The 14,282-nt window shown below is 54.1% G+C and carries 12 protein-coding genes and 1 riboswitch; of the genes, 2 read left to right on the top strand and 10 right to left on the bottom strand.

Annotated features, from left to right (window positions below; genetic code table 11):
- The 7 genes from HZU72_RS06680 to HZU72_RS06650 form a co-directional block, all read right to left on the bottom strand.
- On the bottom strand, positions 1 to 1,092 hold the full coding sequence (locus HZU72_RS06680; RefSeq protein ID WP_180091095.1) for a proline racemase family protein: 1,092 nt from the start codon (positions 1,090 to 1,092) through the stop codon (positions 1 to 3).
- Between the two features lie 11 nt (positions 1,093 to 1,103).
- Positions 1,104 to 2,282, bottom strand: coding sequence for a zinc-binding dehydrogenase (locus HZU72_RS06675; protein ID WP_180091094.1), 1,179 nt, complete (start codon positions 2,280 to 2,282; stop codon positions 1,104 to 1,106).
- A gap of 45 nt (positions 2,283 to 2,327) precedes the next feature.
- Positions 2,328 to 2,906: an NnrU family protein gene (locus HZU72_RS06670; protein WP_180091093.1), complete on the bottom strand. Its 579-nt coding sequence runs from the start codon at positions 2,904 to 2,906 to the stop codon at positions 2,328 to 2,330.
- 164 nt (positions 2,907 to 3,070) lie between these two features.
- Complete coding sequence (corA, locus tag HZU72_RS06665; RefSeq protein ID WP_180091092.1) at positions 3,071 to 4,039, bottom strand: magnesium/cobalt transporter CorA; 969 nt, start codon at positions 4,037 to 4,039, stop codon at positions 3,071 to 3,073.
- Between the two features lie 25 nt (positions 4,040 to 4,064).
- Entirely contained in the window at positions 4,065 to 5,504 is a 1,440-nt protein-coding gene (locus HZU72_RS06660) for a diguanylate cyclase domain-containing protein (RefSeq protein WP_235976009.1), read from the bottom strand.
- A 54-nt stretch (positions 5,505 to 5,558) separates the two neighbouring features.
- Positions 5,559 to 6,932, bottom strand: a complete 1,374-nt coding sequence (locus HZU72_RS06655; protein WP_180091091.1) for a sodium:solute symporter family transporter — start codon at positions 6,930 to 6,932, stop codon at positions 5,559 to 5,561.
- Positions 6,922 to 7,028, bottom strand: a riboswitch (TPP riboswitch). It overlaps the preceding gene by 11 nt.
- A gap of 124 nt (positions 7,029 to 7,152) precedes the next feature.
- Entirely contained in the window at positions 7,153 to 7,734 is a 582-nt protein-coding gene (locus tag HZU72_RS06650) for a peroxidase-related enzyme (RefSeq protein ID WP_180091090.1), read from the bottom strand.
- A gap of 177 nt (positions 7,735 to 7,911) precedes the next feature.
- Between HZU72_RS06650 and HZU72_RS06645 the strand changes: the two genes are divergently transcribed.
- Entirely contained in the window at positions 7,912 to 8,604 is a 693-nt protein-coding gene (locus HZU72_RS06645; protein WP_180091089.1) for a hypothetical protein, read from the top strand.
- Between the two features lie 89 nt (positions 8,605 to 8,693).
- Here the strand turns inward: HZU72_RS06645 and HZU72_RS06640 are convergent, their stop codons facing one another.
- Positions 8,694 to 10,193 (bottom strand): CoA-acylating methylmalonate-semialdehyde dehydrogenase, encoded by a 1,500-nt coding sequence (locus HZU72_RS06640; RefSeq protein WP_180091088.1) that lies wholly within the window; start codon positions 10,191 to 10,193, stop codon positions 8,694 to 8,696.
- A gap of 283 nt (positions 10,194 to 10,476) precedes the next feature.
- Here HZU72_RS06640 and HZU72_RS06635 point away from each other — a divergent pair, with 283 nt between their 5' ends.
- Positions 10,477 to 11,547 carry a zinc-binding metallopeptidase family protein gene (locus tag HZU72_RS06635; RefSeq protein ID WP_180091087.1) on the top strand — a complete coding sequence of 357 codons (1,071 nt, stop codon included), beginning with the start codon at positions 10,477 to 10,479 and terminating at the stop codon, positions 11,545 to 11,547.
- Here HZU72_RS06635 and HZU72_RS06630 read toward each other — a convergent pair.
- Together HZU72_RS06630 and HZU72_RS06625 are read right to left on the bottom strand one after the other, a co-directional pair.
- Positions 11,544 to 12,554: an alpha-E domain-containing protein gene (locus HZU72_RS06630; RefSeq protein ID WP_180091086.1), complete on the bottom strand. Its 1,011-nt coding sequence runs from the start codon at positions 12,552 to 12,554 to the stop codon at positions 11,544 to 11,546. The genes HZU72_RS06635 and HZU72_RS06630 overlap by 4 nt on opposite strands.
- Before the next feature lie 4 nt (positions 12,555 to 12,558).
- Complete coding sequence (locus tag HZU72_RS06625; protein WP_180091085.1) at positions 12,559 to 14,040, bottom strand: circularly permuted type 2 ATP-grasp protein; 1,482 nt, start codon at positions 14,038 to 14,040, stop codon at positions 12,559 to 12,561.
- Positions 14,041 to 14,282: the final 242 nt, after the last annotated feature.

Below are 14,282 nucleotides of genomic sequence, written 5' to 3'. Positions count from 1 at the left end.
TTACGTCGCGTCGCTATGTCTCACGTGACGAGGCTTTAGTGACAAGGCTGTCGGCTGGTGACGGTCTCGCAATATATGGTGTAGTTCACCACACGCTACCATCGGGTCTTCACAGTTGATAACGATATCCGAGTGGGCCAGCACGTAGCTGCGGCCAGTAATGGTGTTCTCCACTACCTGATAAGCGCCCTCCTGGTGGGTGCCGATGAAGGTACCGATAAACCCTGTCTCCCGCAGTGAAACGGTCTCTAGCTTATCACCCAGGTTTAACCGTCCTTCGTAGTTCATCAACGCCAAGCGCGCCGAGGTGCCGGTACCCGTCGTACTGCGGCAAATAACGCCTGGATGAACATACGTTGTTGAACGTGAGCGTATGTAGCCTTCTCCAATCTGCTCTTCAGGCCCCATAAAGTGCAAAAATGGCAGAGGCCCCACATCGCCCAGAGTGTAGTGAGAAAAGCCCCGCTGCGCTTTTATTGCCTCAACAATTTTGTAGGCACACTCTGAGAGTGCGCGCTCCTCATCACGCACCAACCTAAAGCCCAGCTCGGTTGCATCGACCAAGGCGTAAAAGCCACCGCTATAGGCGATTGAATAGGTGACTTCGCCAATCCCCGGCACGTGAATCGTATCGCGATAGGTATCGATATAGCTGGGCAGGCCACCACAAGTAACCGACTCCACCACACCGTTATGCACCTTCGCTTCGATTTGCACTAGCCCCGCCGGCGCTTCCAGCTTAAAGCGCTGTATGCCTTCCTGCTTGGGCACAATGCCGCTCTCTAGAACCGCTGTAGCGGTACACAGCGTGTTGGAGCCGGAGTAAATAGGGTACCCCATCACTTCCATGATGATGTAACCCGCCACCGCCTCAGGGTGAGTGGCCGGCACCAACAAATCGACCGACATTTCCGGGATGCCGTAGGGCTCTTCGAGCAGCAGGCGGCGCAAACCGTCGGCGTCATCGCGCAGGTACTCCATCTGCTCGCGAACGGTGGCGCCAGGCAGAATATCAATTCCCCCTGTGACGATACGGCTAACATCACCACCGGCATGAGTATCCATTAGCTGGATGGTATGAAGGTTATGCACTAGCGGCGCTCCTAAACAGCAGAAGAAGGATTTTCAAGGGCGAACGGCGCACCGTGAGATGCCCACTGAGCATCAGGAACAAGCACAATTTTGCCCAGATAATTGCTGCCCCGGTTAACAAAATAGCGCTCGGCGGCATGCAGGTCAGAAAGCTTAAAAGCGGCGTGGAGTACCGGCTTTAACTCCCCGCTGCGAATCCACGCCACCAGCTGTTCGGCCTCTTCTCGGGTGCCATGGGAAACGCCAAATATCTGTACTTGATAAAGGTAGACGCGGGTCCACATCATTTCGCTAAGGTTGCCACCACTGGCACCGGCAATAGAGAGGCGGGGGTAGCTCTTACGCCCCTGCATATCGACAATCATGGTGTCGATAAACAGGTTGGTCATCTCACCGCCGACCAAGTCCATCACCGCATCGATTGGTTTGCCGCCAGTGGTTTCCAGCACTCGGTCAACAAACGTTGGTAGGTCGCCACGATCGATGACCGCTTCTGCGCCTAGTTCTTTGAGCACCTCGGCTTTATCTAACTGGCTAACGGCATACGGAACCGCTCCCACAATACGGCAGAGCTGAATGAGCGCGGTGCCCACACCGCCACTAGCGCCACTGACCAGTACACGCTCGCCAGCACTCACCTTGGCGGCAGTCATCATGTGGTAAGCCGTTTGATAAGAGCACATGCCCATTGAGGCCAATTCAGCGTCATGAAGTTCGGGATTGGACACGTGATAAAACTGATCAGCAGGCACAGCGATATACTCAGCAAAGCCGCCGTCGGCTCCATGGCCATAGTAATCCGGGGTTAGATTAATATCACGGCGTTCATCGGCGTAAATATTAAAATCCAGCAAACCTCGCTGACCAATGCGCTCGGCGTCAACGCCCTCTCCCACCGCCACTATGCGGCCTGCTACGTCGGCACCTTGAATACGCGGGAAAGTTAAGGTTGGCGTACCTCCCATGGCAAAGGAGGTAACATCGCCTTTATCCTTGGTAGGGTACAGCCCTTCGCGCGCCTTGCGGTCCGTGTTGTTCTTCGCTGTGGCGGTCACCTGTACCAGCACTTCGCCCGCCTTGGGCTGCGGCGTGGCGACATCCTGATGGTATTCCAGCTTTTCGATACCGCCATGTCCGGTCAATAGCATAGCAGCCATTGTGGTGGGTACCGTGTGTGTTGTCTCGGCCATGGAGTGCCTCCTAGGTTGGGCTGACGTCAAACTGCTAAAAATAGATTAGCTAAAAACAGGGACGCCAATCAGCACTGTGTGCAAGTAAAAAGCAAACACCACATACACTACCAAGCCGACGAGTACAGCAACAATGGTGGCCATTTTATGGGTACTGACGGGCGTGGGCGGTGTAAGACGGTCACGCTTTTTGGCGGCTTTGAACGCCAGGATAGCCCAGATAAGAAAGGCAGCAAAAAAGATAATATCACCCAAGCGACCGTTGGCCAGCAGGTGAGCAAACGCCCAGATTTTTACCGCCAGCATCATTGGATGGCCAAGCTTGGCCTTAATCGCGTTATGCGGAATGTATGCCGCCACCAGCATAATAAAGGCGGGCACCATCAGCAGCGCCACCGCATGGCGCATTCCCATTGGCGGATACCAGATATAGATGGGGTCAAGGCGCATCTGGCCAAAACCGTAAATAGCTATAGCCAAGCCAAAGATGGATACCGCCGAATAGGCTACTTTCCAAGTGGTTTCGCCGTGTTTCGCAATCTGCTGCTGACGCCAGTTTTCAGCAAAGATACGTACAGAGTGGCTGCCTAAAAACATCAGCAGCCCGATAATCATAATCGTCATGGAACAACTCCCAGTGAAAACGCTAGTCGACGGCTTTATGCCTTATAGTCTTGGTCGCTGGAGAGGATGCCACACTCAACCACCGACCACCTATGCATGGGTCAACTTTTTGTTTCCTGGAGCCGTTCTATGGGGAGACTAAAACCCGTCCTTAAAACCTGTCTTTAAAACCAATGCTTGCGCTTAAATAGCCAAATCATGACCCCCGCAATACCCAACATGGCTCCCCAAACAAAAAAATAGCCGTACTGATAGCGTAGCTCGGGCATATTTTCGAAGTTCATGCCGTAAATCCCGGCGATAAACGTAAGAGGGACAAAAATCGCGGTAATGACCGTGAGCACCCGCATGGTGATGTTTAGCTGGTGGGAAGAAATAGAGATATAGCCATCGATCAAGTCACCGCAAATGTCGTAGTACATTTGGGTCAAGGTGTAGAGACGCTCAAAGCGATCCGCCACATCGTTGATCGCGTGTAGGGTTTCACTCTCTTCCCGCGGTAAATGCTCATAGTCATAAGCGGTGAGTTCTTGGGTAATCCCCTGGTGGTAGCTAAAGATGCGACGCATTTTAACCAGCCGGGAACGGTAAGTGATGATCTTGCGCATTAACACATCATTACCATTTTCCAGCAGTTCGTCTTCCAGGTCGCTTAACGCCGTTTCGAACTCAAGTAGACTATCGATATAAAAGCCCGCTGAAATATACATCACCCGCAGCGCGACATGTTCCGGCGAATGGGCCAGCAGGGCTTTACCGTGCTCGTTGAATAGCCGTTCTATGGAAAGCGCTTGGCCGGGATGGAGGGTGACCAGAAATCGCTCACCTACAAAGAAACAAACCTGCTGCGGCAGGTAGTTTAGTTCGGCATCAAAGGAAGAGATGCCACGATAAATAATCAAGGTGTGATTTTCAAACTCTTCAATTTTGGGCGGATGGCGGTCTTTGTGGGCATCTTGAATCGCCATGGGGTGAAACTCAAACGCCTCTAAAATCGCCCGCTCGCTTTGCTGCGACTCCCCCTGCATATCGATCCAGATATGGCTCCGAGGGGTGGTCTGCCAGACGGCCAGCAGGCGTTCATCTCCCTCATGGGTTTCGCCTTCAGGGGTAGTCAGAATAGCTCGAATCATGGTCGTCCTTGAAGGGTTCTTGGTTTCAACAAGCACTATCCAAAGGTTGTGCGATACGTACTTGGGCTTTTCCAGAGCGTTTGGCTTCATACATAGCCACATCGGCGCGCTTTAGCAGCTCATTGGCGGTCTCGGCACTCTCTGGTAGATACAAAGCAACCCCGATACTAACGCTGACGTGTAACGCTGCATTACCAGCGACCAGCGGTTCTTGCACCACCTGAACTAATTTGTTGGCCAGCGGCTCGATTGCCGTGGGCTCACTGCCCTCCAAGAGTAAGACAAACTCGTCCCCGGCCCAGCGTGCGATATAGTCGGTTTCGCGTACCGTTTTCCCCAATCTTTTAGCAATCACTCGCAACAGTTCATCACCCATGGCATGCCCATGGGTGTCGTTAATCGCCTTAAAGCCATCCAGATCCATAAACAGAATGGCTAGGGGTTGCTGGGTGCGGCGAGTGCGTGCCATGGCTTCAGGCAAGCGTTCATCCAAGGCTCGCCGGTTAGGTAGTTGGGTAAGTGCATCTTCACGGGCCTGCTGATCGCGCAGCCGCTCAAGCTGCTGACGCTCGGTAATATCGTGGATAAAAAGACTTCGCCGCTCGCGGCCGTCAATAATCAATGTTTTGACACGCAGCTCAACTGGCAGATCAGTACCATCACAGCGGCGTGCCGTATACTCAATGGCGGTTCGTTCATTAGCATTAGGCAAACCAGCGGGAAAGATAAGCTCCGTGACTGGCCTAGCCAGCGCCGCTTTACGGGGCCAGCCAAACATCATCTCAGCCGCTCGATTCCAATCCAAAATGACGTCTTGTGTATCAAGGCTAATATAGGCGTCGTAGGCCGACGCAATAACGAGATTGAGCTCGTTGGTACGCCGCTCTATTTGACACTCCATGCTGCGATATAACTCATTTAGCGCCTGCTGGGAGGCCTGAGCATTTTTTTTCTCTAATACCAGCCGCTCTCGCAAGTGAATCTCGTCAGTAATAATCGCCGCCAAGTCTTGCAGGGCTGCTAGTTCATCCTCGCTAATAGTGCGCGGTTTTGTGTCGAGTGCGCAGAGCGACCCTAGTGCTAAACCCTGCAAAGAGTGTATTGGAATCCCTGCATAGAAACGAATACCGCTGGGGCCAGTGACCAGTGGGTTGTGGGCAAAGCGAGGATCCTGGCAGGCATCTTCAATAATCAGGGGCTCAGAGGTAGCCACCGTGTAGGCACAGAAAGCTATATCGCGGGGCGTCTCGTGAAGCTCTACGCCTACACGCGACTTAAACCACTGCCGATTCGCATCCATCAGCGTCAGCGTTGAGATGGGCACATTTAGCAAGCGAGTCACCAAACGGGTGACCCGGTCAAAGGCAGGCTCTTCAGGAGTGTCTAGCAACTCGATCTGATGGAGGGCTGCTAACCGCGCATCTTCGTCAGGTGCTATGGGGAAGCTCATTGTCATATCAACCATGAGGTAACTGTTATCCTACCAGCATAACGCGATCAGCCTTTTACTGCTTAAAACTCACTTTTTTCTGGTTACACCCGCTAGCAGCACGCTCGTTAGCGTGGAGGCGATTAACGCCCCGACGAATGGCCCCAAGGTAGGAACACTGCCCGGAAAACTGGCGACCACCATCCCGGCGACAAAGCTTCCTTGGCTTAACCATCCAGGTAAAATGGCACCCAGCAATCCAGCGATGCCACCTAGAATGGCGGCCAGTGGCGTCATTCGTTGCCACAGGCCCAACAGCACAGGCACCACAATGGCAGCACACAGCAGGTCGGCAATCAAAAACAGCCGCAGTACTGACAGCCCCTGCAAGGCAATCAATACCACCGGCACCATTACTACCACTGTCACCCAGCGGGCAGCCACCAGTGATACGCCCTTCTGCTCGCTGCGCGCGACCACCAGCGAGGCAATACCGTTTTGCAGCGTATCAACGCTAGAGGCCACCAAGGTCACCGCTAATACCAAGGCGGGTAGCGTCAGCCACACAGGAGCATCGCTTAACAGGGCAAAAAACGGCATCGGCGGCTCGCCTAATGACACACCACTCATCGCGGCCAATACACCCAGACCACCAATCACCATGACGACGACTACCGTCATCGCGCCACCTAACCATGCCCCACGCCCCAGGCTTTGATCGTCTTGAGCGGCCCACACACGCTGCCAATAGCCTTGGTGGAAGAGATTGGCCGCGGTAACCGCGATCACTAACGTTAACGCGACACTGAGCGCACTGGTGATGGGAATGGAAGGAAGCGCAGCCTCATTGGGAATAGCGGGAAGCCGCCATAGGGCCATGCCACCAACCACACACAGCAGTACCAGCAACAACCACGCCTGCCAACGGTCAGTGGCAAGGCTGGCCCGTAGACCACCTGCCGCAGTATAGATTAGCGTAGTAAGCGCCACGCCAATAATCACCAGTGCGGGGGGTACATCGGAAAGGAGCGCGGTAATGGCGCCAATAGCGGTTAGCTCGGCAGCTAAAAAGCACGCCATATAGGCGATTGATACCAGCGTTACCCAGCGCCTTACACCAGAGCCATAGCACGCTTCAGCAAACTCGGCGATGCTGCGCCCCTCGGGCAGCGCCCGGCGAATCTTCGGCCCATACAGCCCCAAGACGATAAACGGCAGCGCAGAGCCTAATGCATAACCTGCCAGGGCCAGGGGGCCAACAAAGGCGCCGATTTCAGGAGGAGCAAAGAGAATCCATGCGCCCATGCCGGAGGCAAGGAAGGAGAGCCCCAGGGTAGACGCCGTTTGCGAGTTACGGGCGGTGACATAGTCATCAAGTGGGCCATCCACCCAGCGAGCCCGTAGGCCTAAATAAGCAAAGCAGCACAGCGCCGCGACAAGCACGGCTGACGTTAGGTAAAGCATGTCGCACTTCCTCCGCCGGTACGAACCGGATCAGGTTCCAGGGTCTGCGCAGCACGCATCTCAGCCCTTATATGCAGGGCTCCCCTGGCGACAGTGAATGTAGGTGTTTTGCTAAGCGCTTTTTCTAAGTACTTTTTTGGGTACTTTTCGAAGCGCTATCTCAAGAACTATTCTCAATCAAAATCATAGCTTAGTAAAGTTAAGGTGCGCTGGTAGCCTCTTAGCGAGGCACTCGCCCCATCATGTAGAACTCCTCATTGGGTGGCGTGCCTGCCAGGGTGACCAACCGATTCGACAAGCCAAAAAACGCCGCGATCGCGCCTATATCCCAGCAATCCTCTTGGCTAAAGCCTACTTCAAGTAGACGGGCAAGCCATTCATCGGTCATTTCACCCACATCGATGGCACAGTGCATGGCGAAATCGAGCATCACCCGGTGGCGCTCGCTAATCGGCGCCACCCCATGGTTGATCGCCACTTGATCAGCGAGTAGCGGGTCTTTACTGTAAATGCGTACCAGTGCCCCGTGAGCAACCACACAATATAGGCAGCGATTACGCGCGCTGGTAGCCACTACAATCATCTCTTTTTCGGCTTTGGTGAGGGTATCTGATTCGCGCTCCATCAACGCATCGTGATAGGCAAAGAAAGCCCGAAACTCCGCAGGGCGATGGGCCAACATCAGAAAGACATTGGGCACAAAACCCGCTTTCTCCTGAACGCCTAAAATGGTGCTGCGAATATCGTCAGGCAAGTCATCCAATGTTTCAGGTACGTTAAAACGACTTAATGATGAAGACATGCTCACCTCTTTATTGTTAAGTTTAGCCATCTCATAAAAACGGCTTAGCGGTTGTGTAACAGAAAGCTGAATTAAGAGGCTTTTATTAAGCCGCCCTACTCGCCATACTGAAGATTCGTTCTGTGACAAAAAACACGCGCTACTCTTAATAAACAGTTCGTTCAAAGGGACACTGTCATGAGCCATAACGAAGCCAAGGAACATACCCCCGGTCGTCTAAACGAGCTGTTTACTGACCCTTATCGAGCATTTGAGAATGATACCGATGAGCGTCAGTTGCACATTCGTATCATGCTGCATATGCTGCTTGCCCGCCCAATGACACGGGGTCAAATGACACTTCGCGTCATTCATGGCTGGGAAAATGGCGGCTGTGAGCCCGAAGACCTCCAGCATGTCGACTATACCCTTGATGGTGTTCCTGACTTTAAGCGCGCTGTACAGGATTTTGAACACGCTTCTAAGCACAACACGCCGTTACCTGCCGACAAAAGCGCCATTCTTGCCGCCCCACTTGCCAATGCAATTGCAGACGCCGAAGCCGAAGGGCAAGACCTTACCAACGATATTCGCGAGACCCCTGCGCGCTGGCCAGCCTTTGAGGGTGGTTTGGCGCTGTATACGCTGTTTAAAATGTACCATCGGCTGATTTATGGCGAAGATGACACCTACCGCTGCACTCAGTGTGTAACGCCACTGGGAATGCGCGAAATACATGAGTTTCACCTTGAAGAGGGTGAGTTTGCTCTGCTCGTCCCCCCCGCTGAACACTTTATGGGCGAGGAGTCGCTGTTAGTATTGCATGAAAGCCAACTCGGCCCCATTGAGCAACTGCTTGAAGAGAGCCTCCCGCTGTTTGATAACTTTTAAACCAGCCACCTGATTTGATCTGCCAGGCGGTTAACCGACCTCTTTAGCAACTGGCCCCGCTTAAGCGGAGCCAGTTAGCGCCACTTTGTTTAGCCCAGCGAAATCGTGCTATTAATACCGCTGGAAACATTCTCGGGTTCAAACCAACGTGCCGTTACGGTTTTTGTTTGTGTCCAGAATGCAATCGCCTGCTTACCATTGGGCCCTAAATCGCCCAGCTTTGAAGCCCTAGACCCAGTGAAACTAAAGTAAGCGACCGGTACGGGGATTGGCACGTTAATCCCAATTTGGCCAACATCGATATCGGTTTCAAAACGGCGCGCCACCCAACCTGAGTTAGTAAAGATGGAGGTACCGTTGCCGTTAGGGTTGGCATTGATAAAGGCAATCGCCTCATCAAGCGTTTCAACGCTAACCACACACAGCACGGGGCCAAAAATCTCTTCACGATAAATGGTCATATCTGCGGTAACGTCAGCAAACAGGGTCGGCCCCACGAAGTTACCGTTGGGGTAACCTTCTACCTGAACCTTGCGCCCATCGACCATCAGTTTGGCGCCCTCTTTTTCCCCCGCATCGATTAAACGCAGTACACGATCACGGGCAGCGGGTGACACCAGCGGGCCCAAGTCCGCATCAAGCTGAGTGCCTGGGCCTACTTTCATTGCTCGCGCCGCATCGACTATATCGCTTAGCCACTCGCGTGCCTCGCCGACAAGCACCACTACCGAGTTCGCCATGCAGCGTTGGCCCGCAGCGCCAAAGGCTGAGCCCAGCAGATTGTTGATCGCCTGACTGCGGTTAGCATCGGGCATGACCACACAGTGATTCTTGGCGCCCATCATCGCCTGCATGCGCTTGCCCGCCGCCGCTGCACGGTTATAAAGAAGCGACCCCACATGGGTAGAGCCGATGAACGAGAGCGCTTTGATATCCTGATGATCGGCAATTTGATTGGCCACGTCCGGGCCGCCGTGCACTACGTTTAGCACCCCCGCTGGGATACCCGCTTCATGGGCTAGCTCCACTAAGCGCATGGTGGAGCTGGGATCCTGCTCGGAGGGCTTAAGCACAAAGGTATTACCAGTGGCAATCGCCAGTGGGAACATAAAGCAGGGCAGCATAATCGGGAAGTTAAAGGCGGTAATCCCAGCCCCCACTCCCAGCGGTTGGTGCATGGTATAAACGTCTACCTCGTTGGCAGCGTTTTCGGCTAATTCACCCAACTGCAGCGAAGTAATCGAACAGGCGTGCTCTACCACTTCCAGACCACGGCCCACTTCGCCTTCCGCATCGGGCAGGGTTTTACCGTGCTCTTCAGTAATCAGTGCCGCGAGCTCAGCAGTATTGTCACGAATCAGCGCCTGCAGCTTGAGCATAATGCGCATGCGCTTCCCCAGCGGCACTTTACGCCACTCCTTGAACGCCTCTTTGGCACTCCTGATAGCACGTTCTACTTCGTCAGCGGTACAGAACGGCACTCGAGCCACTACTTCTTGCGTCGCGGGGTTGACCACGTCGCGCAACTCCTGGCTTTGCGACTGCACGGGCTGGCCATCGATATACATGGGAATTTCGCGAACGGACATAGCGTTGCTCCTATTTATGGTTGTGGTTGTTATGGTTGTTATAGGTGCGCGTGTTAAAAAAGCTGTTTTTAAAGCACATCGCGGTAAGGCAAGTACACAGGGTATAGCAGCAAGTTGACGTTAACGTCAATCAAACACCTCATGAGTAAACAAAATCTACTCCTGGACGTCAATTAGCCTTTCCATTGTGGTATCGCGCTGGCTATGCTTCGGCTAATCAGTGTACCGCAGGCTTGCGGATCGCCCACGGCGAAAGCTCGTGTTTAAACACAGGGAATTATCTATGCAGACCTTTCATTGCCGCTGTGGCAATCCGCTGTTCTACGAAAACACCCACTGCCTTGCCTGTCAGTCAGAAGTAGGCTGGTGCCCTGCTTGTAGCAATATCGTGGCCATTGAGTCCTTGGATAACGGCGGCTATCGCTGTACCCACCCAGGTTGCGATACTGCGCTAATGAAGTGCCACAACTACGCTGTTGAAAACGTGTGCAATCGACTGGTGGTGATGGAACACGGCCAAGCGGACACGCTCTGCGACTGCTGTCGTTACAACGAAGTAATACCCGACCTCAATGTTGCAGGCCACCGCGAACGCTGGGCAGCACTAGAGGCTGCTAAACGACGCCTTTTTCATACTCTGGATCTACTTAAACTTCCCCACGGCACCAAAGACAATGACATTACTGTGCCGTTAAGCTTCTCTTTTATGGCTGATGCCCTGCCCGACCAGGGCTTATGGCGCTCCACCGCCAAGCAAGAGAAGGTGTATACCGGCCATGCAGCAGGGCATATCACCATCAACATCAAGGAAGCCGACGACGTTGAACGCGAGCGCTTGCGGGTCGACATGAACGAATCCCACCGCACGCTGATTGGCCACTTTCGTCACGAAATCGGCCACTACTACTGGGATGTACTGGTTAAGGAGCGCGACGAGGAGACGTGCCGTGCGGTATTTGGCAATCACCACCGGCCAACCTATGCCGAAGCGTTAGAGCGCTACTACCAGCAGGGGGCACCCAACGACTGGCCTAATCGCTTCATCTCCGCTTACGCCACCATGCATCCCTGGGAAGATTTTGCTGAAACATTTGCCTACTACTTGGATATGGTCGCCGTGCTGGATACCGCACTGCACATGGGCATTACCCCCGTTGAGTACGACGGCAGCCTGGAGAACATGCTGATTGCCTTTCATCAGGTGGGGATGGCAGTGAATGAGCTCAACCGGGATATGGGCCTGCTCGATTTGGCCCCAGGGGTGCTTGCCCCGGCGGTGCGCGAGAAGCTGGCGTACCTGCATCGAATCGTGCAGGCCGCCAGCCCGCTAGAGCGCGACTCCCCCACTAGTTAGTCGTTATCGTTATCCCCTGCGTGGCTTTGACTCTGGCTCTGACTCTGGTTCTGGGTAACGCGAGGCACACTGTCGTCATTCACAAAGTAGGTTGCGCTAAGCGTATCGTGGATAGCGGCAAAGCCGATCTGCAGTTCGTCGATAAACAGGTGCAGTTTGCTGGGTGAGTGGGCCAGCGCTTGAATATCGGCATCCACCACATCAGCGCGCACCAGTGAAACGGTCGCCGCTGGTCGATCCTGTCTTGGCAGTAGCGTCAGCTCATGGCCCAGCGTTTCCAAGCTACAGGCAATGGAGCGCGGCAGGTTAGGGTCTTGCAGCAAAAAGCGCAGCACATCCGGGCCCCGAACGCGTAAGCGCACCTGCTGACGATACATTTGGTAGGCGGTGAGCGATTTGAGTACACTCATCCACTGCAGGTTCTCAAACGGCAGCAGTTCTTCAGGGTTTTGCGGCAGCAGGCTGGCAGAACGCACATCCACGATGCGAGTGGTCATATCGGCCCGCTCTAACTGACGCCCTAGCTCAATAAAGGTACGCGCAGGGCCATGGCTTAACGTGCCTTCAATCAGGCCTGTCAACGCCTGGCAGCCACGGATGACGCTTTTGAGAAAGCTATCACGACGGCGTGGACTAACGCCGTTTTCGGCATGATCGGCCACGCTTAGATAGAGTTGGTTAACCTCTTCCCAAATCTCCCGAGGCACCACATCCCGGGTGGTCCTGAGGTTCTCACGGGCACTGGCAAGCGCAGAGATAATCGAAATATCATTGTCGGTATCGGCGCATAAAAAGTGCACTACATTACGTTCATCGAAGTCGGTATGGCGTGCGGTAAAGGCTTCCAGACTGCCGGTCATTTCGATAAGAGGAGCCCAACCTAACGGCAGACGTCCCGGCAAATCGAGCATAAGGTGGCTATTGACACTCAGTAAACGGGCGGTATCTTCCGCACGTTCAATATAGCGCGCCATCCAGTAGAGGTTCTCTGCAACGCGTGACAGCATGGCGTTAGGCTCCTTTCACCGCGGCCACTGCCGCCTTATCGTCGGTTTCTACAATCCAGGTGTCTTTACTGCCGCCACCCTGAGAAGAGTTCACCACCAACGAACCCTCTATCAATGCCACGCGGGTAAGACCACCGGTGGTGACATGGATTTCTGGCCCCGACAGAATGAAGGGGCGTAAATCCACATGGCGCGGCTGCGGTAGTCCATTCGCCAGCGTAGGCGTGGTCGACAGTGCCAGGGTAGGCTGGGCCATATAGTTGCGCGGATTCGCCTTAATCAAACGGGCAAACTCTTCGCGGGTCTCTTTGGTTGAGCGTGGGCCAATGAGCATGCCGTAGCCCCCTGACTCATTGGCCGGTTTCACTACCAATTCATCCAGGTGGTCGAGTACATAGCGGCGGTCGTCCTCGAACATACACAGGTAGCTGGGCACGTTGGGGATCAGCGGCTCTTGATCGAGGTAGTAGCGAATCAACGCGGGAACAAAGGCGTAAACGACTTTATCGTCTGCCACGCCTGCCCCCGGCGCATTGGCGAGAGCTACTTTCCCCGCCCGCCAGGCACGCATTAGGCCCGCCACCCCTAGCATGGATTCCGGGTTAAATGCTTCCGGGTCTAGAAACTCATCATCTACACGACGGTAAATAACATCGACCCGGCGTAGCCCTTCCACGGTGCGCATGTACACCACATCATCGTCATCAACGAGTAAATCACTCCCCTGCACCAGCTCGACGCCCATTTGCTGGGCAAGATAGGCGTGCTCAAAGTAGGCAGAGTTGTAGATCCCAGGGGTCAGTACCACTACCTGGGGGTCATCCCCAGGCCTTGGCGACATTGCCGCCAGCATGTCGTAAAGCTGCGCCACATAGTCATCAACAGGCAAAATTTTGCCTGAGGCGAACAGCTCCGGCAGTACCCGTTTAGTGACATTGCGGTTTTCCAACATGTAGGAGACACCGGAAGGAATGCGTAAATTATCCTCCAGCACGTAAAGCGTACCGTCGCCATCGCGCACTAGGTCAGAGCCACATACATGAGCCCATACGCCGTGTGGGGGGTTAATGCCCACACATTGGGGGCGAAAGTTAACCGACTGCGCCAGCACCTCGGCGGGCAGCACTTTGTCCTTAATGACTTTTTGATCGTGGTAGAGGTCATCGATAAATAGATTCAGCGCCTGCACGCGCTGCTTAAGGCCTGCCTCGGTTTTACGCCACTCACTGGCGGGAATAATTCGCGGCACAATATCAAAGGGCCAGGCACGGTCAATCATCGCGCCTTCAGAGTAGACGGTGAAGGTAATCCCCATGGTGCGAATAGCGATCTCTGCCGCGGTTTTTCGCTCCGCTAACTCCTCGGCGCTAAACCTTGCCAACATGTTGCACAATTCACCCGCTGACTCGCGTGGCTGACCGGGTGCGGCCATCAGCTCATCGTAGTAATCACGACACGCATAGTTATTCCAATTCACTTGGCTCATGGGCGCTCTCCTGGCGCTGGGGGGGAAGCGGCAACTTCCTCAATGCTCAGTGTAGGCCTGCCGCGTGCAAAACAATCAAACAATTGGGAGCAAAATGCGTACCATCTTTTGCGATATTTCAACGTTCACTTACTTAAACGCTACTTGACAGAGAGCACGAGAAAACTAAAGCGCTTTTATGCGCCGCATTGGTGCGCAAAAGTGGCGTCAAATTGGTGCACAACGCGCTTTCCACTTTAGTT

Origin of the sequence: Vreelandella sedimenti, assembly GCF_013416325.1 — a bacterium.
GTDB lineage: Bacteria > Pseudomonadota > Gammaproteobacteria > Pseudomonadales > Halomonadaceae > Vreelandella > Vreelandella sedimenti.
The sequence above is the reverse complement of the archived record's forward strand: the minus strand, read 5'-3'. Positions and strand labels throughout refer to the sequence as shown.

Coding starts and splice junctions, on each gene's coding strand:
- HZU72_RS06675 (WP_180091094.1), bottom strand. CDS start 2,282: ATGGCCGAGACAACACACACGGTACCCACCACAATGGCTGCTATGCTA.
- HZU72_RS06670 (WP_180091093.1), bottom strand. CDS start 2,906: ATGACGATTATGATTATCGGGCTGCTGATGTTTTTAGGCAGCCACTCT.
- corA (WP_180091092.1), bottom strand. CDS start 4,039: ATGATTCGAGCTATTCTGACTACCCCTGAAGGCGAAACCCATGAGGGA.
- HZU72_RS06660 (WP_235976009.1), bottom strand. CDS start 5,504: ATGGTTGATATGACAATGAGCTTCCCCATAGCACCTGACGAAGATGCG.
- HZU72_RS06655 (WP_180091091.1), bottom strand. CDS start 6,932: ATGCTTTACCTAACGTCAGCCGTGCTTGTCGCGGCGCTGTGCTGCTTT.
- HZU72_RS06650 (WP_180091090.1), bottom strand. CDS start 7,734: ATGTCTTCATCATTAAGTCGTTTTAACGTACCTGAAACATTGGATGAC.
- HZU72_RS06645 (WP_180091089.1), top strand. CDS start 7,912: ATGAGCCATAACGAAGCCAAGGAACATACCCCCGGTCGTCTAAACGAG.
- HZU72_RS06640 (WP_180091088.1), bottom strand. CDS start 10,193: ATGTCCGTTCGCGAAATTCCCATGTATATCGATGGCCAGCCCGTGCAG.
- HZU72_RS06635 (WP_180091087.1), top strand. CDS start 10,477: ATGCAGACCTTTCATTGCCGCTGTGGCAATCCGCTGTTCTACGAAAAC.
- HZU72_RS06630 (WP_180091086.1), bottom strand. CDS start 12,554: ATGCTGTCACGCGTTGCAGAGAACCTCTACTGGATGGCGCGCTATATT.
- HZU72_RS06625 (WP_180091085.1), bottom strand. CDS start 14,040: ATGAGCCAAGTGAATTGGAATAACTATGCGTGTCGTGATTACTACGAT.